A 24,269-nucleotide genomic window follows, 5' to 3' on the forward strand; every position below is an offset into this window, starting at 1 on the left:
CGATTCAGCCACCGAACTCACAGGCAGCTGAAGCCTAGAATGAGTGTGTGAGCGATAAACTCTTGCACTTGGTGCGCCACGGGGAGGTCCATAACCCCGACCTCGTCCTGTACGGCCGGATCCCCGGCTTCCGTCTCTCCGAGCGCGGTCACGCGATGGCTGAGGCCGCGGCGCTCGAGCTCGCTGGGAGCGACCGGAAGGTCGCCGCACTGTATGCGTCCCCGCTGGAGCGCGCGCAACAGTCCGCGCGCCCGATCGCGAGCGCGCTCGGGCTCGAGATCCAGACTGAGGATCGCATCATCGAGCCGACCAACTTCTTTGAGGGCAAGGTCAACTCTGGGCCCGACGCTGCGTTCAAGCAGCCGCGGTACTGGTACAAGTTCTGGAACCCGCTCCGCCCGAGCTGGGGCGAGCCATATCGCCAGGTCGCCGCGCGCGTGCGCGAGGCGATGAATGACGCGTGGGACAACGCACAGGGCGGCGACGTCGTGATGGTCGCGCATCAGTCTCCGATCTGGATGGCGCATCTCGACGTCGCTGGCAAGCCGCTGTTCCACAACCCGGCGACCCGGCGCTGCGATCTCTCAAGCATTACGACGTTCGAACGCCGCGGCAACCGCTGGTTCGAGGTCGACTACCGTAACCCGGCGAAGTCGCTCATGGACGACGCCACCGATGTAGGAGCAGTATGACCGCGCGACGTCGCATCGCCGCCATCGCCGCCACCGCCGCGGCCCTCGCAGTCGGCCTCGCCGGCTGCAGCACGAACGAAGGCGACTCGCTCTCGGCGCAGTGGCAGCAGGGCGGTGACAAGGGGTACGTGGCCGGTGACGGATCCTCGGCCTCGTTCCCAGCGGACAAGCGTGGCGAGCCGGTCGAGTTCGTCGGCGAGACCGAGTTCGGAACCGAGCTCAGCTCGGCGGACACGCTCGGCAGCGTCACGGTCGTGAACTTCTGGTACGCGGGCTGCGCGCCGTGCCGTGCCGAGGCGCCCGACCTCGTCGCGGCCTACGACGAGTTCGAGCCGCAGGGCGTGAAGTTCGTTGGGGTGAACACCCGTGACCAGGCGGCGCAAGCGAAGCAGTTCGGCGTCGAGTTCGGCATCCAGTACGAGTCGATCCTCGACAATCCTGGCGGCCGCACAGTGCAGCGCGCGTTCGCCGGGCAGATCCCGCTCAACGCCGTCCCGACCACGCTGATTCTCGACGCCGAAGGGCGCGTCGCGCACACCGTCGTCGGCCAGCTCGCGGGGGTGTCGCAGCTCCAGACGCTCGTCACTGAGACGCTCAACGAGCAGTCCGCCGCCGGCGCAAACTAATGGGGATCCAGGAGATCATCGCGGACGGGCAGCTGCTCGTTGCCTCGGCCATCGCCGTCGCAGCGGGGCTCGTCTCGTTCCTCTCGCCGTGCGTGCTGCCGCTCATTCCGGGCTACCTCGCCTATGTCTCCGGCGTCGCCGGTACGCCGAGCGCAAACGCGGCGAACCCGAAGGCCGCGAGTAAGCGCGAGCGGAACCGGATGGTGCTCGGCTCGATCCTGTTCGTGCTCGGCTTCGCGGTCGTGTTCGTCATTCTGCTCACGCTGTCGGGCGCGGTCGGCGCGAGCACGTGGTACCTCGACTGGCAGGACGTGATCCTGCGCGTCATGGGCGTCGTGGTCATCATCATGGGTCTCGTGTTCATGGGCGCGTTCGCGAAGTTCCAGCGCACCACCCGGCTGAAGGTGAGCCCGAAGATCGGCCTCGCGGGGGCACCGCTGCTCGGCATCGTGTTCGCGATCGGGTGGGCGCCCTGCCTCGGCCCAACGATCGGCACCGTGAGCCTGCTCGCGATGCAGCAGGGATCGATCGGGCGCGCGGCGCTGCTCGCGCTGCTCTACTCGCTCGGGCTCGGGATCCCCTTCGTGCTCGCGGCATTCGGCTTCGGCTGGATGACGCAGACGATGACGTTCTTCAAGCGCCACATCCGCACGGTGAACATCGTCGGCGGCGTCATTCTTATCATTCTCGGTGTTCTCATGGTGACCGGCCTCTGGGGCCTCATCATGAGCGAACTTCAGATATGGATTGGTGGCTATGTCACGCCCCTCTGACTATGACGACGGATCTGGCGCGCCAGCGCCCGTGACGAGCCCGGAGCTTGGCCTTACAGGCTGGCTCCGCTGGTTCTGGCGTCAGCTGACGAGCATGCGGGTCGCGCTGATCCTGCTGTTGCTGCTCGCCGTCGCCGCGATCCCCGGGTCGCTCGTGCCGCAGCGCGGCGCCGACCCGAACGGTGTGCTGCAGTACGAGAAGGACAACCCGACGCTCTTCAAGATCCTCGACGCGTTCCCGATCCAGGCGTTCGATGTCTACGGTTCGGTCTGGTTCTCGGCGATCTACCTGCTGCTGTTCATCTCGCTGATCGGCTGCGTGCTGCCCCGCATCAAGCACCACTGGCAGGCGTGGCGCGGCAAGCCGCCGAAGACGCCAGCCCGACTGAATCGCATGGCAGGCTTCTCGCAGATTCGAGTCACCAACACCGAGGCGACCGAGGACGAGCGGCTCGCGTTCGCGCGCTCCGCGGTTGAGTCCGCCGCAGATATCCTCCGCCGCCAGCGCTATCGCGTCGAGATCCAGGAGGCCACGCACCGTGGCGTCGCCGAGGTCTCGGTCTCGTCCGAGCGCGGGTACCTCCGAGAGACCGGCAACCTGCTGTTCCACACCGCCCTCGTCGGCGTGCTCGTCTGCGTCGGCCTCGGCAGCGCGTTCACATTCAACGGTCAGCGCGTGCTCTACGAAGGTGAGAGCTTCGTCAACCAGATCATTGACTACGACTCGGCAAACTCGGGCCGCGCGTTCAGCTCAGACACCCTCGAACCGTTCAGCCTGCGCCTCGACGACCTTGACGTGAACTACATCACCCCCGACGACGAGGATGCGAGCCCGAATTCGATCGGGCAGGTGCGCGAGTTCATCGCGAGCATGACCCTCACCGACCCGGAGGGCAATGAGAGCGCCGAAGAGATCCGGGTGAACCATCCGCTGCGCGTGCACGGTTCACCGATCTACCTGCTCGCGAACGGCTACGCGCCGACCATCGTGATCCGCAACGCCGACGGCGAGGTGGTGTTCCAGGAGTCGGTGCCGTTCATTCCTCAGGGCGCCGACCCGAACCTCACCTCTCTCGGCGTCGTCAAGGTGCTCGACGGCATGACGAACGACGCCGGCGAAGAGACCGAGCTGGGTCTGCGCGGCTTCTTCTACCCGACCCAGACGAAACTCGAGTCTGGGGCGTACACGTCGAACTACCCCGATCTCGAGAACCCCGTGCTGACGCTCGACGCGTTCATGGGCGATACGGGCGTCGACAACGAGTTCGGAATTCCGCAGTCGGTGTACTCCCTCGAGACCGAAAACATGGAGCAGCTCACGGGCCGCGCCATCGACAAGCCCTCAATCGAGCTGCGCCCCGGCGAGTCCGCCGACCTCCCGCGCGGGCTCGGCACCGTGACGCTCGAGGCCGTGCCGCGCTACGCGTCGTTCGATGTGATGCAGAACCCGTTCCAGATCGGGATCCTGATCTTCGCGCTGCTGTCACTCGGCGGACTGCTGTGGTCGCTGTTCGTGCCGCGCCGCCGCGTGTGGGTGAAGGCGATCCCGACGAAGGATGGCGTCGTGCTGCAGTATGCCGGACTCGCCCGTGGCGACGACCCCGCGCTCGACCGTGCCGTTGAGGAGATGCGGGAGGCGCACCGCGAGGTGCTGTAGGCCCGTAGCTGGGGGTCGCGCCGCGAGGTGCTGCATCCCCCCCCAGCGGGGCGGCGGCCTCCGCATGCAATGTGATCTGCGGTTTGAATGCCTGTTCCGCACCTGCGGGGCAGACGAACGGCAGATCACATTGGCATCGGTGGTGGCTGTGGCTGTGGTGGCTGTGCTGGCTGCGGTGGTGGCTGTGGCGCGTTAGCCCTGCAGCGCCTCGAGGAACGAGGTCACATCAGCTTCGAGCTCGCCGAGCGCGCGCTCGGCTGCAGCCCGCCGCTTGGACGCCTTGCCCTTCTCGCTGAAGGTGTCGAGGTAGAGCTTCAGCTTCGGCTCGGTGCCGCTCGGGCGGATCATGACGCGTGAGCCGTCTGCGAGGTCGTAGCGCAGCACGTTCGACGGGATCGCAGCGAGGCCCGGCTCGAGCAGATCCTGTGCGCTGGTCACGGCGCGGACGCCGAATGCGGTCGGAGGGGCCTGCCTGATCTTCGCAGCGAGCTCCGTTGCCGCGGCCATCGACTCGAGTCGAAGTGTGATCTGTCCGCTCGCGAAATGCCCGAAGCGCTCGGACGCCTCCTCCAACAGGCCCCAGATGTCGGTCCCGCGGCCCTTCGCCCAGCGCGCCATTGCGACGGCGTCGGCGCCTGCCGAGATGCCGTCCTTATCGCGCACGACGTGGGGCTGCGTGAGGTAGCCGAGTGCTTCCTCGAATCCGAACACGAGATTGGGCACGCGGGAGACCCACTTGAAGCCCGAGAGGGTCTCGGCGTAGTCGAGTCCGTAGTCCTTCGCGACGGCGCTGAGGGCAGGCGACGACACGATGGTGCACGCGAGCGTGCCGGTGAGGGGCACGCCGCGCTGCTCGGCGTCCTGCATCGCTCGCTCGGCGGCGCGCCACCCCAGCAGCAGCCCGAGTTCGTTGCCCGTCAGCCGGCGGTAGCCTGACTCCTCGTCGAAGTGGGGGAGCGCGACGGCCAGGCGATCCGCATCTGGATCGTGCGCGATGATGAGCTCGGCGTTCTGTTCGCGGCCCGTGCGGAACGCGAGGTCGAGTGCCCCCGGCTCCTCCGGATTCGGGAAGTCGACTGTCGGGAAGTTGCCGTCTGGCGCGACCTGCTCGGGCACGGGCGTTGGCAGCGACAGCCCGCTCGCGAGCAGCACCCGATCCGAAAGTTCGGCGCCAACGCCGTGCATGGCGGTATAGACAATACGGAGCGGCACCTCGGCGTTCAGCGTGCGGCCGTCCTGGGTGATCGGGAAACCGGCGAGCAGTGAGGCCGCGGTCCGCTGGACGTAGGTGTCTGAGATCTCGGTGCTCGCGACGGTGTACGAGGTGCTGCGCGGGAGTTCCGACAGCGGCACCGCTGCCGCTTCGTCGATGCGGGCGGCGATCTCGCTGTCGGCGGGAGCGACGATCTGTGATCCCTCGTCGGCGTCGCCGAGGTACACCTTGTAGCCGTTGTCGCGCGGGGGGTTGTGGCTGGCGGTCACCATTACGCCGGCAGAGGTGCCGAGGTGGCGCACCGCGAACGCGAGCAGGGGGGTGGGGCCATGCGTGGGGAACAGCGTCACGTCGATGCCAGCGCCCGCCATGATCTCGGCGGTGTCGCGCGCGAACACGTCCGAGTTCACTCTCGCGTCGTACCCGATGACGATCGACGGCGGGTTGCTCGTCTCGCCGCGTGCGGCACGCTCAAGGAGGAACGCGGCGAAGCCTGCGCTCGTCTGCGAAACGACGACTCGGTTCATGCGGGAGGGGCCGGCACCGAGCCGGCCGCGCAGCCCGGCGGTGCCGAACGCGAGCCGCTCACCGAACGCTTCGGCGAGTTCTGCGGCGGCGCTCTCATCGCCGGCCTCTGCCTGCGCGACGAGGCGCTCGGCCTCGGCCTGCGTGACAGGATCGATGTCGTGCGCGGCCCAGTTGCGCGCGCGTTCAAGCAGAGCTTCGAGCTGTTCGGTAGCCATCGCGCCCCCTCAGTGTGGTTATCGGTAGACAGTTCAAGCTACCACTCGGGCGCCGAAACGGGCCGTATCCGTCGCGGCAAGCTGAGCGAACGGTGGGTGAAAGCTTTCGGCCAGGGAGAACAGGACTGGGCAACTGCGCACTTCGGGGCTATCGTTGATGAGGATTTATTTACGGTAGGGAAATTGGGGACGATGGGCGGACGCGAGTCGCACTGGTCTGAGCAGGCCGGGCACACAGTGCCTCGGCCTGAGCTGCCCGGAAGCCTCACCGCCGATGTCGCGATCATCGGGGCCGACCATTTCGGCCTGTGGACCGCGTACTACCTCAAGAAGACCCAGCCCCGGCTAAGGGTCGTCGTGCTTGAGGAACGCCACGTTGGGCACGGCACCTCGGGCAGCGCCGTCGGCCGGATGACGGGCGAGGTTCCGGGCGGACGCGAGCCCTACGCGAGGCGCCACGGGCGCGACGCACTCGACCACTACCAGCGCATCATGAACGATGCGGTCGTCAACGTGCTCGACGTCGCGGCGACCGAGGGGATCGACGCCGACATCGTGAGTGGCGGCGAGCTTATCGCCGCCTACACAGCCCTCCAGGATCGGCGGCTTCGCGCCGCAACCGCGCTCGCGCAGAAGTATCCGCACACCGACGTCAGGCTGCTCGGCGCGGCCGAGGTGAAGGATCGAATCAACCTCGCAGGCGTGCGCTCTGCGATCCTCCACCCGCACGCCGCACGATTCCAGCCGGCCAAGTTCGCCCACGGGCTCGCCCGCGTGGTGGAGCGGATGGGGGTCGCCATCTACGAGCGCACCCGGGTCGAAGAATCGCTTCCCTTCGCACTGCAGACAACGCACGGGGTCGTCGAGGCGGGGGTTGTCGTCGGCGGCAGCGACCACCTCTCGCACGATCGCGGGTGGCGACGGCTCCAGCGCCCCGTCGCGGCGTCGCTCATCGCGACCGAGCCGCTCGAACTCGACATGTGGGACGACATCGGCTGGAGCGGCAACGAGCTGCTCGCGAGCTTCGCCTCCCCGCGCACTTACGCGCAGCGGACTGCGGACGGCAGGATCGTCGTCGGTGGGCAGCGCACCCCCTGCCAGACCAGCGCCGCCGCGCACAGCTCGGGCAAGCTCGGCGGCGGCACGTTCTCGGCCCTGCGAGCGATGTTGCACCGCGTGCTGCCCTGCACGCGAGACGCGGAGATCGCGCATACGTGGGCCGGGAACGCCCGCGTCGTGCACGCGGGCGCAGCGAAGATCGGATTCGACCGGCGAACAGGGAAAGCCTGGGCCGGTGCGGCGCGCGCCGGCGTCGCGACGGCGAACCTGTCGGCCCGAACGATCACCGACCTCGTGCTCGACCGGCAATCCGAACTCACCGCCCTCCCCACCGTGCTGACCGGAGGGCCGACCCCGGCCTACGCGCGCACGCGCTAGCGTTTCGGTGCCGAGACACGAAGCGGGCGAGCTAACGGAACAGTCCGTCAGCTCGCCCGCTGCCTTGTGCACAGTCCGCTAGAAGCGCGCGACGACCTCGGTGAGGAGCGCAGCGAGGCGAGGCTCGGCTTCCTTACCCGCGGCGATGACCTCTTCGTGGCTGAGCGGCGTCTCCTGGATCCCGGCCGCGAGGTTGGTGATGAGCGAGAACCCGAGGATCTCCATGCCTGCCTCGCGGGCTGCGATCGCCTCAAGGGCGGTCGACATGCCGACGATGTCGCCACCGATGATGCCGGCATAGCGGACCTCCGCGGGGGTCTCGTAGTGCGGTCCACGGAACTGCACGTAGACGCCGTCGTCGAGGGTCGAGTCGACCTCGCGGGCGAGGTCGCGCAGGCGCGACGAGTACAGATCGGTGAGGTCAACGAACGTCGCGCCCTCGAGCGGCGACGCGGCGGTGAGGTTGATGTGATCCGAGATGAGCACGGGCTGGCCGGGGGAGTACGCCGGGTTCACGCCGCCGGCGCCGTTCGTGAGCACCATGATCTTCGCGCCGGTTGCGGCGGCGGTGCGGACACCGTGGACGACCGAACGCACGCCGTGATCCTCGTAGAAGTGGGTGCGTGCGCCGATGACGAGAGCGTGCTTGCCGTTCGCGAGGCGGATCGAGCGCAGCGTGCCCGAGTGCCCGGGAACAGCGGATGCCCGGAAGCCGGGAACCTTGTCGGCCTCGATGACGGCGACGGTCTCGCCGATGACGTCGGCGGCCTTGCCCCAGCCGCTGCCGAGCGTGAGGGCGATGTCGTGCTGTGCGACCCCGGTGAGGTCGGCGATGACTGCGGCGGCCTCTGCGGCGAGGGCTTTCGGATCTGAAGAAGTACTCATGAAGATAAGACTACGCCGGGCGCGGCTCCCTTGGGCCGCGCCCGGCGTAGTCTCTGAGCGAGTTACGAACTCTTGATGATGCGGTACCCGCGGAGCGGGTCGTATCCGTGGATCTCACGGGTGTCGAGCACCTTCATGAACGCGAGCACCTCGGGCGACACGACCTGACCCGGAACGAGCACGGGGAAGCCCGGCGGGTATGGGGTGACGAACCCCGCGGAGATCGGCTTCTCGCCCGCGTCGACGCGCGCGCGGAGGTCGTCCCCGAGCACGTACTCGATATTGCCGCGGCGCTGGCCTCGGAAGAACGCCGCGCGCAGGTCGCCGTCGGGCAGTTGCTCATCGGTCGCGTAGGGCGGCGCAAAGGAACTGAAGTCGGGCAGCGGCGGCATCGGGATCTCTGCGGGGAGCGGCTGCTCGGTGTCGCGCTGCGCCTGCTCCTCCTCGAATCGCTCCGCGAGCTTCACGAGCACCTCGATGAGGTAGGCAACGGAACTGCGCGACGTGCCAATGTTCGTCATGAAGAGCACTGTGTTGCGGCTCGTCTTGTTGACCTGGATGCCGTAGCGGTCCATGAGGTGTTCGTGCTTGAACGTGTCGCCGTCGACGCCGGTCCGCGAGATCTCGATGGTGATGCGCGAGGGGTCGACGACGAACTCGTCGTTGCCCCAGGCCTCCCACATGCTCGAGAGACCGTCGCGTAGCGGCATGGCCCTGCCGGTCTCCCGGTACTGCTCGGGGATGAGATCGTGCGCGGTGAGCACCCGGAACGTGCGGCGCAGCAGGGGGTGCCGAGCGATCGCCTGCGACAGGCTTGTCGCCAGGTCGAGTTGGCGCTGCACGAGCTCGAAGCCCTCGAGCTCGACCTGACGGCGGCCGATGTCGAGGGAGGAGAGGATCTGGTAGTTCGGCGAGGTCGACGTGTGGGTCATGTAGGCCTCGTGGAACGGATCCTGAGCGTCGCGCACCCAATCCTGATCCCAGACGTGGATCATCGATCCCTGACGGAGCGCCGTCAGCGTCTTGTGAGTCGACTGCGTTGCGTAGACCCGCACGCGCGCCTCCGGCGACGGGATAAGCCGTTCGCGTAGCCAGACCTCATCCGACGCGGGCGTGCCGTCCTCGGCGAACAGGATCTCTTGCTGCTCCCGGTACGCGCGCTCGTGTGCGGCCGACTTGAGCTGCTGCTCGAGCAGCTTCGCCGAGGCCATCGCGGTGCGCCGCCGCGTCACAGGGTGGAACGCGCCGAACGCGAACCAGGCCTCGTCCCACAGGAAGACGAGGTCGGGCTTGATCGCGAGGCACTCGCTCATCACGCGGTACGGATCATAGACGATGCCGTCGAAGGTCGTGTTCGTGAGCGTCACCATGCGCACCTCGTCGAGGCGGCCGGCCGCGCGGTAGTCAAGCAGCAGCTGCTTGATGCGGTCGATTGGCACGGCGCCGTAGAACGCGAAGTCGTTGAGCGGGTAGGCGTCGAGATAGGCGGGGCGGCCACCGGTGAGCATCATCGAGTGATGGTGCGACTTGTGGCAGTTGCGGTCCACGAGCACCACGTCGTTCGGTGCAACGAGGGCCTGGTGCACGACCTTGTTGGCCGTCGACGTGCCGTTCGTCACGAAGAACGTGTGCTTCGCCCCGTACGCGCGGGCGGCGAGCTCCTGCGCCTTCTTTAGCGTGCGCACGGGGGCGAGCAGCGAGTCGAGCCCACCCGATGTCGCGCTCGTCTCGGCGAGCAGCAGGTTCAAGCCGTAGAAGTCGGCGAGGTCGCGGATCCACTTCGACGACATCACCGAGCCGCCGCGGGCAACCGGGAGCGCGTGGAAGACCCCGACCGGACGGCGGGCGTGATCCTGGATCGCGGAGAAGAAGGGGGTGTCGTAGAGGTGCGAGACGCGGCGCAACAGCGACAGGTGCAGCTCGAGGTGATCCTCGCGGCGGAACACGCGCCGGAAACGCTTCGTCATCGCGCCAGCGAGTTCCTCGATGTGCGCGCCGGCCATGAGGTACAGATCGAGCTCCGGACGGAGCGCCGCGAGCGTATCGGCGAGGCCGAGCACCCGCTGCACTGAGGCGAGCTGGTTGCGGGCGCTCGTCTGTGGCGTCGCGGTCTCGGTATGCGCAAGCTCGATCGTCTCGCGCAGGTCACGGCTGAGGGTCTGCTTCGTCCGTTCGCTGAACCCGGGCCTGACGACGACGGCGAGGATGTTGGGGTTCGTGAGGACAGCGGCGACCGCGTCGTCGGCCGAGGGAACGATGACGTACTCGTAGACGAAGGCGTCGGCCGAGCTGCGCATCCGGAGGCTCTCCGCACGCATGCTGTCGCGGTCAGCCGGGGTCGTTTCGTCGACAACGAGGACCTCGAAGCGCGGCCTCGGGTCGTTGTCCGTCGTGAACTCCTCGTCCACTTCGAGGTCGGTTTCGCCAGCGGCCTCTTCCGAGGTGCCGACGGCGCGCAGCCGGTTCACCACCCGGCCGATGCGGTCGAGTGCCGCCTGATACTCGCCCGCCGCAAGCATGTCGCCGATCGCGGTGACGTACCGCTGGCCGAACCCCGCCCAGTACATCTCGACGGTCTCGAGGGCGCGCAGCGAGCGGTGAATCTCGCTGTCGGCGGCCAACGCCTCCGTCGCCTCCGAGCGATCCCCAAGCGCGAGACGCTTCACCGCGAATCGCAGGTACTCCCATGCGTCGCTGCGCATCCGCCAGGTGCTCGAGGGCATGCCCGGATCGCGTTCAAGTACCGGTTCTGCCTTGGGTTCTGACACCAATTGCCTCCAACGTCGCTGTCGCGTATCAGGCCTGCGCGGGCGAAAGAGGTGCGCAGGGCCCTAAGTCCCCGATCATACGGTGCCGAGCATGCCTCAGCACGCCTAGACTTGAGGTATGGCGAAAGAACGGAAGCACAGGATCGTTGTTCTCGGCGGCGGACCTGGCGGATACGAAGCCGCGCTCGCGGGCGCGCAGCTCGGTGCCGAAGTAACGCTCGTGGAGCGCGCGGGAGTGGGCGGCTCGGCCGTACTCACCGACGTCGTTCCCTCGAAGAGCCTCATCGCGACGGCCGGCGCCGTGCAGTCGGTGCGCGACGCGGGAAAGCTCGGCGTGCAGACCTTCCTCCCCGGCGGGGATGGCAAGCCGGTTCGGCCGGAGATCGCGGTGAACCTGGCCGCCGTCAACAAGCGGCTCCTGGCGATGGCGGGCGCGCAGTCCACCGATATGCGGCTGAGTCTCGAAGAGAGCGGGGTGCGCCTCGTGCAGGGGTCCGGCCGGCTCGACGGGCCGAACGCCGTGCTGGTGTCGACCTCGCAGGAGGGTGGCACCGACTTCGACCGCATCGAGGCCGACACCATCGTCGTCTCGGTCGGCGCGAGCCCCCGCGAGCTCGACTCCGCGAAGCCGGATGGCGAGCGCATTCTCACCTGGCAGCAGCTCTACAACCTGCAGGACGTTCCCGAGCACCTCATCGTGGTCGGCTCGGGCGTGACCGGCGCCGAGTTCGCGAACGCGTACGCGACGCTCGGGGCCGAGGTCACCCTCGTGTCGAGCCGCGAGCAGGTGCTTCCCGGTGAGGATCCCGATGCGGCAGCTGTCATCGAGCACGAGTTCAAGCGCATCGGCATGAACGTGATGTCGAAGTCGCGCGCTGACGCTGTCGAGCGCACCGAGGACGGCGTCCGGGTAACGCTCGCCGACGGCCGCGTCGTCGAGGGCTCGCACTGTCTCATGGCGGTCGGCTCGATCCCGAACACGGAGGGCCTCGGCCTGGAAGAAGCCGGCGTCGAGCTGAGCGAGAGCGGTCATATCAAGGTCAATAAGGTCGCGCGCACCTCGATCCCGTCGGTCTATGCCGCTGGCGACTGCACGGACTTCTTCCCGCTCGCCTCGGTCGCCTCGATGCAGGGCCGCACTGCGATCATGCACGCGCTCGGCGACTTCGTGCGGCCGATCGACCTGCGCAACGTCGCCTCGAACGTCTTCACCTACCCGGAGATCGCGACAGTCGGGTGGAACGTGCGCTCGCTCGCTGACGCAACCAACATGGCGACGGCCATCACCCACACGATCCCGTTGAACGCGAACCCGCGCGCGAAGATGATCGGGTTCACCGACGGCTTCGTCAAGCTGTTCGCGTGGAAGGCCTCGGGCACCGTCATCGGCGGCGTGATCGTCGCGCACCGCGCGAGCGAGCTCATCTTCCCGCTCGCGCTCGCGGTCGAGCACCGTCTGACCGTCGACCAGGTCGCGTCGGCATTCACCGTCTACCCCTCGCTCACCGGCGCGATCACCGACGCCGCCCGCGCGATGCACGTGCACTAGGAAAGGTGTCAATGTGACGCAGCTGCAGCTTGATTCCAAGGTCGTGAAGCGCCGGTCGCGCAGTCACCTCATGGCGAGCATCGCGGCGAGTCTGGGCGTGTTCCTGCTCGCCTTCGGGCTTGCCGCCTGCGCGCCAGCGAAGCCGCCCCTCGTGCCGTCGGATGACGACGCGAAGGTTACCGTCACGGTCCGGGTCGTCGACAACAAGTTCGAACCGAAGGAGATCACGATCTCCCAGGGAGAGGCAGTGCGTTGGGTGTTCGAGGGCCCCTCGAACGAGCACGACGTCGTCGCGAAGGACGGCAGCTTCGTGAGCGAGCTTATGCGCGAGGGCAGCTACACCCACGTGTTCAACGACCAGGGCGATTTCGACTACCTCTGCTCGATTCATCCCGAAATGACGGGGCTCGTCACCGTCGAATAAGCGTCCGGTGCTGTCGCGGCCGACGCGTCGAACGTTGGCAATGCAATCTGCAACACTAATGCCCGTTCCGGCCGGAACGGGCATTACTGTTGCAGATCACATTCCCGGTGCTGGCGGCCTGGGGCCTGAAGCCTGGCGGCAGAGCCCCAGCGCCGGGCCTTCCGGCCTAGGCTCCCGGAGCTCCGTGGCGGAGCGACTCCAACTGTTCGTCGCGGGTCGGAGCGGGATGGACCGTGACGAGCTCGTCGGCGTCGGCGAGCTTCGCGAAGCCGGCGAGCTGCTCGCGAACGCGCTCCGGCCCACCGACGGCGGTGTAGCGCATCATCGAGCGAATCTCGGTTGCGGCTGGGGTGTCTCTGATCGCCTCGGCCTGCTCGATGGTCAGGGGCACGTCGCGGCCGCGTGACAGGAAGGCGCGGATGCGCTCAAGCTCGGCGCGCGCGAACAGCTGTCTCGCCGCCTCATCGTTCTCGGCCGCGATGACGTTGACGCCCGCGCTCACGTAGGGCTCGGGATGCTGTGCGCTCGGCTGGTAGTTCGCCCGGTAGTGCTGCACGGCCGCGGTGAGCGCCTGCGGGGCGAAATGTGATGCGAAGGAGTACGGCAGTCCGAGCTGGGCGGCGAGGTTCGCACCGAACAGGCTGGAGCCGAGGATCGTGATCGGCACGTTCGTGCCGCGCCCGGGGTACGCGTTGACTCCGGTCAGGGGGAGGTCGCTGCCGAGGTAGGCCTGCAACTCAAGCACGTCGTTCGGGAACGCGTCTGCCGCCTGCACGGTGCGTCGGAGCGCCTGGAATGTCGCGCCGTCGGTACCGGGCGCCCGACCCAGGCCAAGGTGAATCCTGCCAGGGTGCAGCTCGGCGAGGGTGCCGAACTGTTCGGCGACCACGAGTGGTGAGTGGTTCGGCAGCATGACGCCGCCCGAGCCGAGCCCGATCCGCTCGGTCTGTGACGCGATGTGGGCGATGAGTACGGCCGGCGAGCTCGACGCGATCGTCGGCATATTGTGGTGCTCGGCGTACCAGATGCGTTCGTAGCCGCCGGCCTCAGCGGTCTGTGCGAGGCGCACCGAGTGGGCGAGCGCCGAGGCGACGGTGCTCTCCCGTTCTACGGTTGCGAGGTCAAGGAACGAGAGCTTCAGTGCGGCCATGCCCAGTGCAACCGGTGGCGCTCGCCCACTATTCCTGGTCTCCGCGACCGCGCGCCCGACCGCGCCATTCTCACGTCTTGCGCACAGCCCGCATGCTGCCGCGACACAGCATCTAGACTGAATCCCGTGTCCGACCCAGCCCACGCACCGCACGCAGCCGAGCCCGGTCTGCTGTCGCGGCTCGTCGCGTGGCTGAAGCGAATCCCGACAGGATGGTTCGCAAGTATCCTCACCGGGATCTTTCTCGCCGTGGCTGCGGCGTTCGGTGGGCTCGCCCCGGTCGCTGAGGCCGCCGTCGCGCCGGTGGCGGCAGGCGAAGCCCGGGTCGGCGACCAGCTTTCGGTCTCAGTCGAGCGGGCGGTACTCTTCGACTCATTCCCCGAGGCCGGCGCGTACGCGGAGGACGGTGAACGGGTGCTCGCGCTGCTCGTGACCGTCGAGAACCGCTGGACGCAGCCGTTGCTCAGCTCGCAGGGCGCTGTCGAGCAGGCGCTGCGCCTCGACGGGGTGAGCGAGGACGTTGATGACGCCGAGCCTGCCTCCATCGCGCGGCTCGACGACGCGACGTTTGGGCCCTGGCTGCAGCCGGGAGTGCCCGCCGAGCTCGTCGTCAGCTGGGTCGTCCCCGAGTCGAGCGTTCGTGCAGGCGAGCCGATCGACGTGGTCATTCGCGAAGCGACGCTGGAGGTGGGCCAGCGGCTCACGAGCGACGAACGCTGGACGAACTCGCGGCCGGCAGCGACGGTCGAGCTCACTGTCACCGCTGGCGGCGACAGCGGGGGAACCGAGTGACGGGTACGTCGGCCGCGCGGCCGAGGCTTCGAAGCGCCGCCGCGTGGGGCGTCGGCATCGTGCTGCTCGCGCTCGCCTCGCTGCTCCTTCGCCTGGTGCCCACCGACGCCCAGAGCGAGCAGCCGTTTACTGTGACCGCCGCAGTCGGGGAGGCGGCCGCCGCGCGCACGTTCACCGTGACCGTCACGGGCGCCGAACTCGTGGACGTGCTCAGCGCGGGCGAGTGGAGGCAGCCGGGCAACTGGCTCGTCATCGACCTGACTGTGGAAGGGGCCGGGAGGGACGCGTCGAGCTATCTCGGACGTGCGGCGTTCGTTCACGAGGCTGGTGCGGGCGACGACGCCCAGCGCCGCGAGTATCGCGCGAGCGAGCGATTCCCGTCGCTCGTCACCGACCCCCTCGTGACTGGCGTGCCCCGCACAGGCAGCATCGCGTTTGAACTGCCCGCCGACGCAACGGGGGAGGGCGCCGTCGAACTCGCGCAGCACGGCGACACGCGGTTGGACTCCCTCGTGAGCGTCGCCGTCGACCTCGACGCACTCGAGCGGGTTCCCGAGCGAGCGGTCCGAGAGACGGGATGGGAACACCGATGACCTGGCTCAGGCGGAACCGAATCGCGCTGATCGCGCTCGCCGTGCTGCTTCCCGTGACAGCCGGGGTGATGAGCTGGAGCGCCTGGAGCGGGTACCGGTCGAACCAGCCGACCGAACGCGCCCCGATTGCGGGTGGCGCGGTGAACTACGCTGGCGCCATCATCGGACCCGCCGAACCGACCGAGCTCGATGCAGCGGCGCACGGCCTGCCCGCGGGCACCAGGCTGATCAGGATCGTGCTCCCCGTCAGTCCGGCCGCAGGGGAACGGGCGACCTGCCAGACTCCCGAGTTGTGGGATCGTGGCGGCGAGCGGCGTTGGGCGGAACGCTCCGACGCGATCGGGGCGGAGCCGCTCGACCGCGTCACCGCGTGCACCTCCGAGGAATCCCCGTACGAGCTTGTGCTCGACTACGTCGTTCCCGACGACGCGCGCGAGCTTTCGCTCGCAGTGCTGTCGCCTGCGGAGCTGCCGGTGTTCGCAGAGATCCCGATCATCTCGTCGTAGCTGCTGGCGACGAGCGCCATGCGGATCGGCTCGATGATGAGCGGGATCGCGAGCAGGATCAACGAGTCCGCGAGAAGCCAGAAGCTATTGATGTCGTGCGGGCCGAACGCCCGGAATATGCCGACACGGAGGGCGCCCTCCAGAAAGAGCACAGCGGTGAACGCGAGCACGTACGCCCCGATGAACGCCGGGCCCGCGGTGCGCATGTGGAGCACCGCCTTCCAGATCGGGGTGAAGCGCGATGCGAAGTCGCGCCAGAGGTCGCCAAGGCGCGTCTGGACCTGCGCCGGCAGGAGCTGGAAGCGTTGCTCGACGCTGGCGGCACGCTTCGGCACGGCGATGCGCGGCGCGGCGAGCTGCACCGAACGACCGTAGATCACGCCGACGATCGCCAACCACGCGAGGGGAGCGATCGTCACCTTCGCGGCCTCGCCGATCACGAGCGCGACAGTGTCCCAGGCCGCGCCGAGCGGCGCGAGCCAGCCGGTGAAGCTCGCGCGCAGGTCGCCGAGCCACACCATCGCCTGGCGCGAGTCGATCCACGATCGAAGCGACTCGAACAGGCGCGAGATGATCGTTGCCGAGAGATAGATCCAGAGCGTCTCGAGATAGACGGCCGCGAGCGCGAAGCTCCCTGGGAGGCGATCGCGATACCGCCCCCACAGCCACCGGAGGCCGTACGCGGCCACGATCACGGCGACCGTCGTGAGCGAGACCCCGAGCACCTCGGGCGCGGGCGGCGTGGGCGCCGGATCACCCTCGATCGTGGACGTGAACACGATGTCGGCTCGGACTTCGAGCAGCCGGTGGAAGTAGGTCGTGACGTCGTCAGCGAGGTAGCCGCGCGCCGCGTAGAACGCGACGAAGGGCAGGATCCCCGCGAGCAGCGCATCGGTGAACCTGCGCACAGGCCCCCTGCCTGGCTCAGGGAGCGCGCCGACGTTGCTGAGGCCGTCGCGCAGCACGACGAGCATCGCGACGAGCGCGACGAGCCGCGCGAGGACTGCGAGGGGGAGCAGCAGGATCCCGATGTCCTCGGCCCACGCGCCGACGAAACCCGCAAGCTGAATGAGCACGTGGTGCAGCAGCATGCCCGCGAGATAGCAGGCAACGAGAAGCGGACCGTAGGCTCCGAGGAGCCGCACGGTCCGCTTCCCTGCAGCGAGCATCCGCCGCGCCTCGCGTTCTAGACCGCGTCGACGATCGAGAGCAGCGGGTGGCCGCTCGGAACGGTCTGGCCGAGCGGTGCATCGATGTTGCAGACGATGCCCGAGCGGTGCGCGTAGATCGACTGCTCCATCTTCATCGCCTCAAGGACGACGATGAGCTCGCCCTCCGCGACCTCCTGCCCGTCCTCGACGGCGAGCTTCACGACCGTCGCCTGCATCGGCGCAGAGACTGAGTCTCCGGTGGCCGTTGCGACGCCCGACCCCTTCGCCCGCTTGGGCGCGGGGCCGCGCGTGACGTCCTGATCGGCGATCGGCAACAGCGTCGTCGGCATCGTGACCTCGACGCGGCGACCCGCAACCTCAACGACCACGGCCTGGCGGGTCGACGGCGTCGACGGGGCAGCGTTCTCGCCCTCCCACGGCTCGATGTCGTTCACGAACTCCGACTCGATCCACAGCGTGTAGACGCCGAAGGTGCCGTCCTCGGCGGTGAACGCCGGGTCGCGGACAATCTTGCGGTGGAACGGCAGCACGGTGGGGAGCCCCTGGACCTCAAGCTCGTCGAGCGCGCGACGAGAGCGCTCGAGCGCCTCCTCGCGAGTGGCCCCGGTGACAATGAGCTTGCCGAGCATCGAGTCGAACGCGCCCGAGATGACGTCGCCGGACTGCACGCCGGTGTCGACGCGAACGCCGGGCCCGAGCGCGGGCTTGAAGAGCGAGACCGGGCCGGGCGCGGGGAGGAAGCCGTTGCCCGGATCCTCGCCGTTCAGGCGGAACTCGAACGAGTGGCCATGCGCAACCGGATCCTCGTAGTCGAGGACGCCGCCCTCGGCAATGCGGAACTGCTCGCGGACGAGGTCGATGCCGGTGACCTCCTCGGAGACCGGGTGCTCGACCTGGAGGCGGGTGTTCACCTCGAGGAACGAGATCGTCCCGTCTTTCGCGACGAGGAACTCGCAGGTGCCGGCACCGACGTAGCCGACCTCGCGGAGGATCGCCTTCGACGCCGCGTAGAGCTCCTCGTTCTGTGCGTCAGAGAGGAACGGCGCTGGAGCTTCCTCGACGAGCTTCTGGTGGCGGCGCTGCAGCGAACAATCGCGGGTCGAGATGACGACGACGTTGCCGTGGCTGTCAGCGAGGCACTGCGTTTCGACGTGCCGGGGCTTCTCGAGGTACTTCTCGACAAAGCACTCGCCGCGACCGAAGGCGGCGACCGCCTCGCGGGTCGCCGACTCGAAGAGATCCGCGACCTCCTCGCGCTTGTATGCGACCTTCAGGCCGCGTCCGCCGCCGCCGAAGGCCGCCTTGATAGCGACGGGCAGGCCGACCTCGTCCGCGAACGCGAGCACCTCGTCGGCGCCCTGAACGGGGTCGCTGGTTCCGGGCGCGAGCGGAGCGTTGACCTTTTCCGCGACGTGGCGCGCCGAGACCTTGTCGCCCAGGCGCTCGATGGCCTCGGGGCTCGGGCCGATCCAGGTGAGACCGGCGCCAATAACCGCGCGCGCGAAGTCGGCGTTCTCGGCGAGGAACCCGTAGCCGGGGTGCACAGCGTCGGCGCCGGAACGGCGGGCGACGCTCAGGATCTTGTCGATTGCGAGGTAACTGTCGGCGCTCGTCGAACCGCCGAGAGCGTACGATTCGTCGGCAAGCTGCGAGTGCAGTGCGTCGCGATCCTGATCGGCGTAGACGGCGACGGACGCGATGCCGCTGTCGGCAGCGGCGCGAATAATACGAACGGCGATCTCGCCCCGGTTGGCGATGAGCACTTTACGAATGCGAGACATAAATTACAGCCTATTCGAGGAACGGTGCCGCAAGTTGGATATTCGTCACAAACCTTTTGCTGGATCGTTGCCGAAGGCTACACCGGCGCGGGTGTGTCACACGCGTAAACATTGCAATAATTTCGCTACTGCTCCAGGGCACTCTGGCGGTAATGTAAGGCTGTGTGAGTCGCACCCGGCGACACTCGATTGGGGACACCGAAATGGCAAATGACAACGCACTTGATGCCCTGCTTTCGCAGGTTCCGGTCGGCGAGCTCGCCGCGAAGCTTGGAGTCGACGAAGACACCGCGCTCGCCGCAGTGAAGCAGGCTCTTCCCGGCCTGCTCGGGGGACTCGCGGTGAACGCGTCGAGCGACGAAGGCAAGCAGCAGCTTGAGGGCGCGCTCAGCAAGCACACTCCGACCGATGGCAAGATCTCGCTCGACGCGATCGACGAGGCCGACGGTCAGAAGATCGTGAAGCACGTGCTTGGCGACAAGGAAGAAGCTGTCGCGAACGCGCTCGGCGCGCAGGCTGGCAACCCGAGCATCGCGAAGTACATCCCGATGCTCCTCCCGCTCCTTGCTCCGATCGTGATGCAGTTCCTCGCGGGCAAGTCGAAGGCAGCTCCGGCAGCTGCTGAAGACAATGGCGGCGGCATCGGTGACGTCCTCGGTGGCCTGCTCGGCGGTCTCACCGGCGGAAACCAGGCGCAGAGCACTGGCGGCGGCATCGGCGACCTGCTCGGTGGCCTGCTCGGCGGCGGCAAGTCGCAGGGCGGCGGCCTGGGTGGCCTGCTCGGTGGCTTGCTCGGCAAGTAAGCTCGCAGCCGCATAGCGGCACAGAGCCCGCGCCCGTCGCCCGACGGACGCGGGCTTTTTGCGTCGCCCGGCTAGACTGATCCCGTGGTTAATCCAGACGTTCAGGGCCGGGTCTACCCGCCCACCCAGCCGTACCTCGTCGGGCGTGAGAAGGTGCGCGAGTTCGCTCGCGCCGTGTTCAGCAGCTCGCCGCTCCACCACGACCCCGAAGCCGCGCGCGCGGCAGGGTTCGCCGACGTCGTTGCGCCGCCGACATTCGCCGTGACAGTGCAGGAGGCGACGCTCGCGCAGCTGCTCGCCGATGACGAGGCTGGCGTCGACTTCTCGCGCGTCGTCCACGGCGACCAGCGGTTCAGCTACACGCGTCCGATCGTCGCTGGCGACGAGCTCACGGCGACGCTGACGATCGCCGCAGTCAAGCAGCTTGGCGGGCACTCGATGGTGACGGCGTCGAGCGACGTCGTTGACGCCGCGGGCGAGCACGTCGTGACCGCGATTTCGACCCTGGTCGTGCGAGGAGAAGAAGCATGAGCGCAGCAGTGACATTCGACGGGCTCGCCAAGGGCGACGTCGTCGCGGAGCGCGAGCACACCCTCACGCGTGACAGCCTCGTGAGGTACGCGGGCGCCTCCGGCGACTTCAATCCGATCCACTACCGCGACGATTTCGCGCAGTCGGTCGGCCTCCCCGGCGTGCTCGCCCACGGCATGCTTACGATGGGTGTCGCTGGCTCGCTCGCGACCGACTGGCTCGGGACCGCCGGCCACGTCGTCGACTTCCAGTCGCGCTTCACCAGGCCCGTCCCCGTCGACGCGACAGCGGGCGCTGTGCTCGCCGTCTCGGCCACGGTCGGCGCCCTTGACGAGGAAGCCCGCACTGCGCGCCTCGACCTCAAGGTGACGTTCGACGGCGCGACGGTTCTGGGGAAGTCCCAGATGGTGGTGGCGTTCGCGTGACGTCGCAGCCCCTCGCAACGCTCACGACGATGCGGGTTGGTGGCCCCGCCGAGGAGATCCTCGCGGCGCACACCCGCCACGAGCTGCAAGAACAGGCGATCCAGCTGTGGGAGCGCGGCGACGACTGGCTGCTGCTCGGCGGCGGCTCGAACACGGTCGTCGCCGACGAGGGGTATCCGGGCCCGGTGCTCCTCGTCCGGACGGGCGGCGTCGCACTCGTCGAGGATCCCGAGCTCGCGCCGGGGACCGTCAGGATCCGCGTTGAGGCCGGCCACGACTGGGACGCCCTCGTCGCGGAATGCGTTGAACGCGGCTGGGCCGGCATCGAAGCGCTCTCGGGCATTCCGGGGTTGGCCGGGGCCGCGCCGGTGCAGAACATCGGAGCATACGGGCAGGAGCTCTCGGGCGTGCTGCACTCGATCGAGTTCCTCGCGGCGAGCACCTACGACGTTCTCCGCATGCCCGCGGCGGACCTCGCGCTGAGCTACCGCGATTCGGTCATCAAGCAGGGGCTCGAGGGCGTCGTGCTCTCGATCGACCTTGTGCTCACCGACGCCGGAGTCGCGGCGGGGGAGGACGGCCCCGAGCCACTGTCCGAACCGATCCGCTATTCGCAGCTCGCGGGGGCGCTTGGCGTTGAGCTTGGTGCCCGGGTGCCGCTGCGGACGGTGCGCGATACCGTGCTCCGCCTTCGCGCGTCGAAGGGCATGGTGCTCGACGAAACCGACCACGACTCGTGGAGTGCTGGATCGTTCTTCACGAACCCGATCGTGACCGAGCGATTTGCGCGCGGGCTGCCCGAGAACGCGCCCCGCTTCCCCGTCGCGGAGGCCGGCCCAACTGCCGCGGTGACGACGTTTGAGGAGCTCGCGGCCGGACAGCCGCTGCGCATCCCGGCGACGCCGCCCGAGCGCCGGGTCAAGCTTTCCGCCGCGTGGCTCATAGAGCAGTCCGGCGTTCCGCGCGGCTACCGGCTGCCAGGCTCGGGAGCGTCGGTCTCAACGAAGCACACGCTAGCGATCACGAACCGCGGAAACGCGTCGGCGTCCGACATCGGCGAGCTCGCCCGCTTCATCGTGCAGCGGGTGCAGCAGGAGTTCGGGCTCGTGCTCGTGCCCGAGCCGAACCTCTACGGCATCGAGATCTAGCGCAGCCGACTGCGGCGGGCCCGGCGTTGCCCGGTTCGCGCGTGCCGGTTCGAGGTCGCGGCCGGAGGCCGTCTGGGTTAGGGCCGGCCGGCGGCAGCGATGATCTGCTGTACCTGCTCAGCGGTGAGGGTGAAGACCTCGCCGCCGGTGACGGGCTCGCTCACCGGCAGGATCCTGACCCGCGATTCGTTCAGCTCGACGACGGTCGCGCCGGCCCAGTCGCGCGCCGACTCCTCATCGCGCGGGCCGAACGCCTCCGCGAGGTTCGTGACGCCCGGGGTGACGACGACCGGGATTCCGTCGACGGTCTCCACGAGCGCATGATGGTAGTGACCGGCGAGCACCGCGCGCACGTCGGTGCCGCTGATTGCGTCCCACAGGCGCGCGGCAGAGTCGTCGTCAAGCGCGAGCGCCTGGAGAAGTTCAGTCTGCGCCGCAACGGGCGGATGGTGCATCACGACGACCGTGCCATGCTCAGCGGGCACCGCGAGCGCCTCTGCGAGGAAGGCCGCCTGGGCGGCACCGAACTCACCGTAGCCGGCGCCGGGGACGGACGTGTCGAGCACGATCGTGCGCCAGCCAGCGACGGTGATCGTCGACGCGATGGGGGAGGCTGCCGGGTCAGCGCCGGGATCGGCGGCGAGCACCCGCAGGTCCTCGCCGCTCTGGCCGGCGCCAAGCACCTCGCGGAACCCGGCCCGCTGGTCGTGATTGCCCATCGCATACAGCGTCCGCGCTCCCCGCTCGCGCGCCCACGGCTCCACGAGGCTCAGCAGGCGCTCGTACGACGCGACCGTGCCGTCCTCGCTCAGGTCGCCTGAGCAGACGACGAGCTCGAACGGCTCATCGGCGAACCTGTCGAGCACCCGCGCGAGATGATCTGCGGTGTCGACGACGCCGTAGTGGCGTGAGTCGTCGCCGTACAGGTGGGTGTCGCTGAGATGGAGCACTCGCAAGGTCGTCATGGGTGCACTGTACTCCGCCCGCGTGAACAGTGAGTGTTCTCACAGAAATGTTGGGAATGCCACGCAGCGGCCCCAGGTTCTCCCCTGAGTACCCGCAGCGTTCTAGAAAGGAACTGTTTCATGGCTACATACAACATCGGTTTCATCGTTGGCAGCGTCTCGTCGACCTCGATCAATCGCCGCCTCGCAAACGCCCTCGTGAAGCTTGCGCCGCAGGCCGACCTCACGCTCACCGAGATCCCGATTGCGGACCTGCCGTACTACTCGGCCGATCACGACGCCGATATCCCCGCGGCAGCCGCGGAGTTCAAGCAGCGGGTTGAGGCCGCCGACGGCATCATCATCGTCACCCCCGAGTACAACCGGTCGGTGCCCGGCGTGCTGAAGAACGCGCTCGATACCGCGAGCCGCCCCTGGGGCCAGAACAGCTTCGCGGGCAAGCCGACTGCGGTCGCTGGCGCTTCGATCGGCCAGATCGGCACCGCGCTCGCGCAGCAGCATCTGCGCTCGATTCTCGCGTTCCTCGACGCACCCGACCTGCAGCAGCCCGAGGTGTACCTGCTGATGACCGAGGGGCTCATCGCCGAGGACGGCGAGGTCTCGAACGAGGCGACGGCCGAGTTCCTGCTCTCCTGGCTCCGCACCGCGCACGCGCACTTCGAGCTGCACGCGAAGCGCGACGCGTAGGCGACACGTCGTGTCGGGCGGCGCGGAATAGCGGAGGCGCTGCGCGGGTTACATCCCGCATGCAGAACACCGCCACCGCGCCGCTCGGCACGCTCCTCGAGAGCATCGACGTCGTCGTCACGAGGACCACGCGCGTCGCGCTGAGCCGAGGCCGCCGAACGGTCACGCCGGCCGGCGCGGTGACGCTCCTGTATGTCGTGAGCGGGACGCTCGGGGGAGACTCGGCGACCTCCTGCGCGACCGACCCACGGAGTGGCGGCCGGATCGTCGCGCGCGGCCACGTGAGCGAGTTTCCCGCGGGCGCCGCACTGTTCACGATGGGAACGGTGCCGCTCGAGTTCGAGGCGCAGTCCGACGCCGAACTCGTGGTGGTCACGGTTGAGCTCAACGAGACCGCACATCGCCTGCGCAGGCTCCTGCCCGACCCTCTCACAATCACCGACTTCTCGCGCCTCGACCCGGCCCTCGCGTCGCTCGCAAGCAACATGGGCGCGGGCGGCTCGCCCGCGCCGGTTGTGGCCGCCGGCGGCGGCGAGGTCGTGTGCCGGCTGATGGCCCGCACCCTGCTTGTGGGCGTGCTCCGTGCCTGGGTGTCTGCGGGCTGCGCACCGAGCGGCTGGACGGCGCGCGTCGCGGATCCCTACCTCGACCCGGTGCTCTCCGCGATCCACAGCGATCCTGGCGGCGACTGGTCCCTCGATGCGCTCGCGAGCCTCGGCGCGATGTCGCGCTCGGCGTTCGCCAGGCGGTTCCGCGAGGTCGTCGGCTCGTCCCCCGGGCAGTACATCACGGGAGTGCGCATGGAGGACGCGAAGCGCAGGCTGTCGCACGGCGCGACGGTCACGCAGACCTCCCGCGAGCTGGGATACGCCTCAGACGAGGGCTTCAGCCGCGCGTTTAGGCGCCACACCGGCGTCTCGCCGTCGCGCTGGGAATAGGCGCGCTGGGA

Annotated in this window: 23 protein-coding genes; 16 read left to right on the plus strand and 7 right to left on the minus strand. The window is 68.4% G+C overall.

Going from position 1 to position 24,269, the window contains the following annotated elements:
• The first annotated feature begins 47 nt into the window (after positions 1-47).
• Genes BJ960_RS00625 through resB form a run of 4 tightly spaced genes read left to right on the plus strand, consistent with a single transcriptional unit; the run spans position 48 to position 3,748 of the window.
• A complete protein-coding gene (locus BJ960_RS00625; RefSeq protein WP_185985835.1) occupies positions 48-692 on the plus strand; it encodes a histidine phosphatase family protein in 645 nt (214 codons plus the stop codon).
• Entirely contained in the window at positions 689-1,318 is a 630-nt protein-coding gene (locus BJ960_RS00630) for a TlpA family protein disulfide reductase (RefSeq protein ID WP_121074320.1), read from the plus strand. The genes BJ960_RS00625 and BJ960_RS00630 overlap by 4 nt, the downstream gene beginning before the upstream one ends.
• Positions 1,318-2,091: a cytochrome c biogenesis CcdA family protein gene (locus BJ960_RS00635; RefSeq protein WP_185985836.1), complete on the plus strand. Its 774-nt coding sequence runs from the start codon at positions 1,318-1,320 to the stop codon at positions 2,089-2,091. Before BJ960_RS00630 ends, BJ960_RS00635 begins: the two co-directional genes overlap by 1 nt.
• A complete protein-coding gene (gene resB / locus BJ960_RS00640) occupies positions 2,075-3,748 on the plus strand; it encodes a cytochrome c biogenesis protein ResB (protein ID WP_121074314.1) in 1,674 nt (557 codons plus the stop codon). The genes BJ960_RS00635 and resB overlap by 17 nt, the downstream gene beginning before the upstream one ends.
• Before the next feature lie 192 nt (positions 3,749-3,940).
• On the opposite strand, the gene BJ960_RS00645 is transcribed toward resB, so the two are convergent.
• A complete protein-coding gene (locus BJ960_RS00645; RefSeq protein ID WP_121074311.1) occupies positions 3,941-5,704 on the minus strand; it encodes a phospho-sugar mutase in 1,764 nt (587 codons plus the stop codon).
• A gap of 192 nt (positions 5,705-5,896) precedes the next feature.
• Between BJ960_RS00645 and BJ960_RS00650 the strand changes: the two genes are divergently transcribed.
• Positions 5,897-7,141 carry an NAD(P)/FAD-dependent oxidoreductase gene (locus tag BJ960_RS00650; RefSeq protein ID WP_185985837.1) on the plus strand — a complete coding sequence of 415 codons (1,245 nt, stop codon included), beginning with the start codon at positions 5,897-5,899 and terminating at the stop codon, positions 7,139-7,141.
• A gap of 78 nt (positions 7,142-7,219) precedes the next feature.
• Here the strand turns inward: BJ960_RS00650 and BJ960_RS00655 are convergent, their stop codons facing one another.
• Positions 7,220-8,026 (minus strand): purine-nucleoside phosphorylase, encoded by an 807-nt coding sequence (locus BJ960_RS00655; RefSeq protein ID WP_185985838.1) that lies wholly within the window; start codon positions 8,024-8,026, stop codon positions 7,220-7,222.
• A 62-nt stretch (positions 8,027-8,088) separates the two neighbouring features.
• Positions 8,089-10,749, minus strand: a complete 2,661-nt coding sequence (locus tag BJ960_RS00660; protein WP_185988077.1) for an aminotransferase class I/II-fold pyridoxal phosphate-dependent enzyme — start codon at positions 10,747-10,749, stop codon at positions 8,089-8,091.
• A gap of 163 nt (positions 10,750-10,912) precedes the next feature.
• Here BJ960_RS00660 and BJ960_RS00665 point away from each other — a divergent pair, with 163 nt between their 5' ends.
• Entirely contained in the window at positions 10,913-12,343 is a 1,431-nt protein-coding gene (locus BJ960_RS00665) for an NAD(P)H-quinone dehydrogenase (RefSeq protein ID WP_121074298.1), read from the plus strand.
• A gap of 13 nt (positions 12,344-12,356) precedes the next feature.
• Positions 12,357-12,767: a cupredoxin domain-containing protein gene (locus BJ960_RS00670; protein ID WP_307814691.1), complete on the plus strand. Its 411-nt coding sequence runs from the start codon at positions 12,357-12,359 to the stop codon at positions 12,765-12,767.
• A 166-nt stretch (positions 12,768-12,933) separates the two neighbouring features.
• Here the strand turns inward: BJ960_RS00670 and BJ960_RS00675 are convergent, their stop codons facing one another.
• Positions 12,934-13,917: an LLM class flavin-dependent oxidoreductase gene (locus tag BJ960_RS00675; protein WP_185985839.1), complete on the minus strand. Its 984-nt coding sequence runs from the start codon at positions 13,915-13,917 to the stop codon at positions 12,934-12,936.
• A 126-nt stretch (positions 13,918-14,043) separates the two neighbouring features.
• On the opposite strand from BJ960_RS00675, the gene BJ960_RS00680 reads away from it, so the two are divergent.
• From BJ960_RS00680 to BJ960_RS00690, 3 genes are read left to right on the plus strand one after another with little or no spacing between them, the layout of a single operon-like run.
• A complete protein-coding gene (locus BJ960_RS00680) occupies positions 14,044-14,709 on the plus strand; it encodes a hypothetical protein (protein ID WP_185985840.1) in 666 nt (221 codons plus the stop codon).
• The gene (locus tag BJ960_RS00685) at positions 14,706-15,302 is read left to right on the plus strand and encodes a hypothetical protein (RefSeq protein ID WP_185985841.1); all 597 of its coding nucleotides are present in this window, start codon (positions 14,706-14,708) and stop codon (positions 15,300-15,302) included. Before BJ960_RS00680 ends, BJ960_RS00685 begins: the two co-directional genes overlap by 4 nt.
• Positions 15,299-15,808 (plus strand): hypothetical protein, encoded by a 510-nt coding sequence (locus BJ960_RS00690; protein ID WP_185985842.1) that lies wholly within the window; start codon positions 15,299-15,301, stop codon positions 15,806-15,808. The genes BJ960_RS00685 and BJ960_RS00690 overlap by 4 nt, the downstream gene beginning before the upstream one ends.
• Here BJ960_RS00690 and BJ960_RS00695 read toward each other — a convergent pair.
• A complete protein-coding gene (locus tag BJ960_RS00695; RefSeq protein WP_185985843.1) occupies positions 15,712-16,977 on the minus strand; it encodes a hypothetical protein in 1,266 nt (421 codons plus the stop codon). The two genes, BJ960_RS00690 and BJ960_RS00695, sit on opposite strands and share 97 nt — an antisense overlap.
• Positions 16,978-16,994: 17 nt before the next feature.
• Positions 16,995-18,761, minus strand: coding sequence for an acetyl/propionyl/methylcrotonyl-CoA carboxylase subunit alpha (locus BJ960_RS00700; protein WP_121074280.1), 1,767 nt, complete (start codon positions 18,759-18,761; stop codon positions 16,995-16,997).
• A 203-nt stretch (positions 18,762-18,964) separates the two neighbouring features.
• Here BJ960_RS00700 and BJ960_RS00705 point away from each other — a divergent pair, with 203 nt between their 5' ends.
• The 4 genes from BJ960_RS00705 to BJ960_RS00720 all read left to right on the plus strand — a co-directional run bounded on the left by BJ960_RS00705 (position 18,965) and on the right by BJ960_RS00720 (position 21,668).
• The gene (locus BJ960_RS00705; protein WP_185985844.1) at positions 18,965-19,564 is read left to right on the plus strand and encodes a DUF937 domain-containing protein; all 600 of its coding nucleotides are present in this window, start codon (positions 18,965-18,967) and stop codon (positions 19,562-19,564) included.
• 84 nt (positions 19,565-19,648) lie between these two features.
• Complete coding sequence (locus BJ960_RS00710; RefSeq protein WP_121074274.1) at positions 19,649-20,095, plus strand: FAS1-like dehydratase domain-containing protein; 447 nt, start codon at positions 19,649-19,651, stop codon at positions 20,093-20,095.
• A complete protein-coding gene (locus tag BJ960_RS00715) occupies positions 20,092-20,520 on the plus strand; it encodes a MaoC/PaaZ C-terminal domain-containing protein (protein ID WP_185985845.1) in 429 nt (142 codons plus the stop codon). The genes BJ960_RS00710 and BJ960_RS00715 overlap by 4 nt, the downstream gene beginning before the upstream one ends.
• Positions 20,517-21,668: a UDP-N-acetylmuramate dehydrogenase gene (locus BJ960_RS00720; RefSeq protein ID WP_185985846.1), complete on the plus strand. Its 1,152-nt coding sequence runs from the start codon at positions 20,517-20,519 to the stop codon at positions 21,666-21,668. The genes BJ960_RS00715 and BJ960_RS00720 overlap by 4 nt, the downstream gene beginning before the upstream one ends.
• 77 nt (positions 21,669-21,745) lie before the next feature.
• Here BJ960_RS00720 and BJ960_RS00725 read toward each other — a convergent pair whose 3' ends face one another.
• Entirely contained in the window at positions 21,746-22,633 is an 888-nt protein-coding gene (locus BJ960_RS00725) for a metallophosphoesterase (protein ID WP_185985847.1), read from the minus strand.
• A 120-nt stretch (positions 22,634-22,753) separates the two neighbouring features.
• Between BJ960_RS00725 and BJ960_RS00730 the strand changes: the two genes are divergently transcribed.
• Both BJ960_RS00730 and BJ960_RS00735 read left to right on the plus strand, forming a co-directional pair.
• Complete coding sequence (locus BJ960_RS00730) at positions 22,754-23,320, plus strand: NADPH-dependent FMN reductase (protein ID WP_185985848.1); 567 nt, start codon at positions 22,754-22,756, stop codon at positions 23,318-23,320.
• Positions 23,321-23,379: 59 nt separating this feature from the next.
• Positions 23,380-24,258 carry a helix-turn-helix transcriptional regulator gene (locus BJ960_RS00735; RefSeq protein ID WP_185985849.1) on the plus strand — a complete coding sequence of 293 codons (879 nt, stop codon included), beginning with the start codon at positions 23,380-23,382 and terminating at the stop codon, positions 24,256-24,258.
• Positions 24,259-24,269: the final 11 nt, after the last annotated feature.

This window comes from Leucobacter aridicollis, assembly GCF_013409595.1.
Classification (GTDB): domain Bacteria; phylum Actinomycetota; class Actinomycetes; order Actinomycetales; family Microbacteriaceae; genus Leucobacter; species Leucobacter aridicollis.

Excerpts from the sequence above, each read along its gene's own strand:
- BJ960_RS00700 (WP_121074280.1), bottom strand. The coding sequence starts at position 18,761 with ATGTCTCGCATTCGTAAAGTGCTCATCGCCAACCGGGGCGAGATCGCC.
- BJ960_RS00690 (WP_185985842.1), top strand. The coding sequence starts at position 15,299 with ATGACCTGGCTCAGGCGGAACCGAATCGCGCTGATCGCGCTCGCCGTG.
- BJ960_RS00630 (WP_121074320.1), top strand. The coding sequence starts at position 689 with ATGACCGCGCGACGTCGCATCGCCGCCATCGCCGCCACCGCCGCGGCC.
- BJ960_RS00730 (WP_185985848.1), top strand. The coding sequence starts at position 22,754 with ATGGCTACATACAACATCGGTTTCATCGTTGGCAGCGTCTCGTCGACC.
- BJ960_RS00675 (WP_185985839.1), bottom strand. The coding sequence starts at position 13,917 with ATGGCCGCACTGAAGCTCTCGTTCCTTGACCTCGCAACCGTAGAACGG.
- BJ960_RS00735 (WP_185985849.1), top strand. The coding sequence starts at position 23,380 with ATGCAGAACACCGCCACCGCGCCGCTCGGCACGCTCCTCGAGAGCATC.
- BJ960_RS00665 (WP_121074298.1), top strand. The coding sequence starts at position 10,913 with ATGGCGAAAGAACGGAAGCACAGGATCGTTGTTCTCGGCGGCGGACCT.
- BJ960_RS00715 (WP_185985845.1), top strand. The coding sequence starts at position 20,092 with ATGAGCGCAGCAGTGACATTCGACGGGCTCGCCAAGGGCGACGTCGTC.
- BJ960_RS00695 (WP_185985843.1), bottom strand. The coding sequence starts at position 16,977 with ATGCTCGCTGCAGGGAAGCGGACCGTGCGGCTCCTCGGAGCCTACGGT.
- BJ960_RS00705 (WP_185985844.1), top strand. The coding sequence starts at position 18,965 with ATGGCAAATGACAACGCACTTGATGCCCTGCTTTCGCAGGTTCCGGTC.
- BJ960_RS00650 (WP_185985837.1), top strand. The coding sequence starts at position 5,897 with ATGGGCGGACGCGAGTCGCACTGGTCTGAGCAGGCCGGGCACACAGTG.
- resB (WP_121074314.1), top strand. The coding sequence starts at position 2,075 with ATGTCACGCCCCTCTGACTATGACGACGGATCTGGCGCGCCAGCGCCC.
- BJ960_RS00655 (WP_185985838.1), bottom strand. The coding sequence starts at position 8,026 with ATGAGTACTTCTTCAGATCCGAAAGCCCTCGCCGCAGAGGCCGCCGCA.
- BJ960_RS00660 (WP_185988077.1), bottom strand. The coding sequence starts at position 10,749 with ATGCCCTCGAGCACCTGGCGGATGCGCAGCGACGCATGGGAGTACCTG.
- BJ960_RS00645 (WP_121074311.1), bottom strand. The coding sequence starts at position 5,704 with ATGGCTACCGAACAGCTCGAAGCTCTGCTTGAACGCGCGCGCAACTGG.
- BJ960_RS00635 (WP_185985836.1), top strand. The coding sequence starts at position 1,318 with ATGGGGATCCAGGAGATCATCGCGGACGGGCAGCTGCTCGTTGCCTCG.
- BJ960_RS00725 (WP_185985847.1), bottom strand. The coding sequence starts at position 22,633 with ATGACGACCTTGCGAGTGCTCCATCTCAGCGACACCCACCTGTACGGC.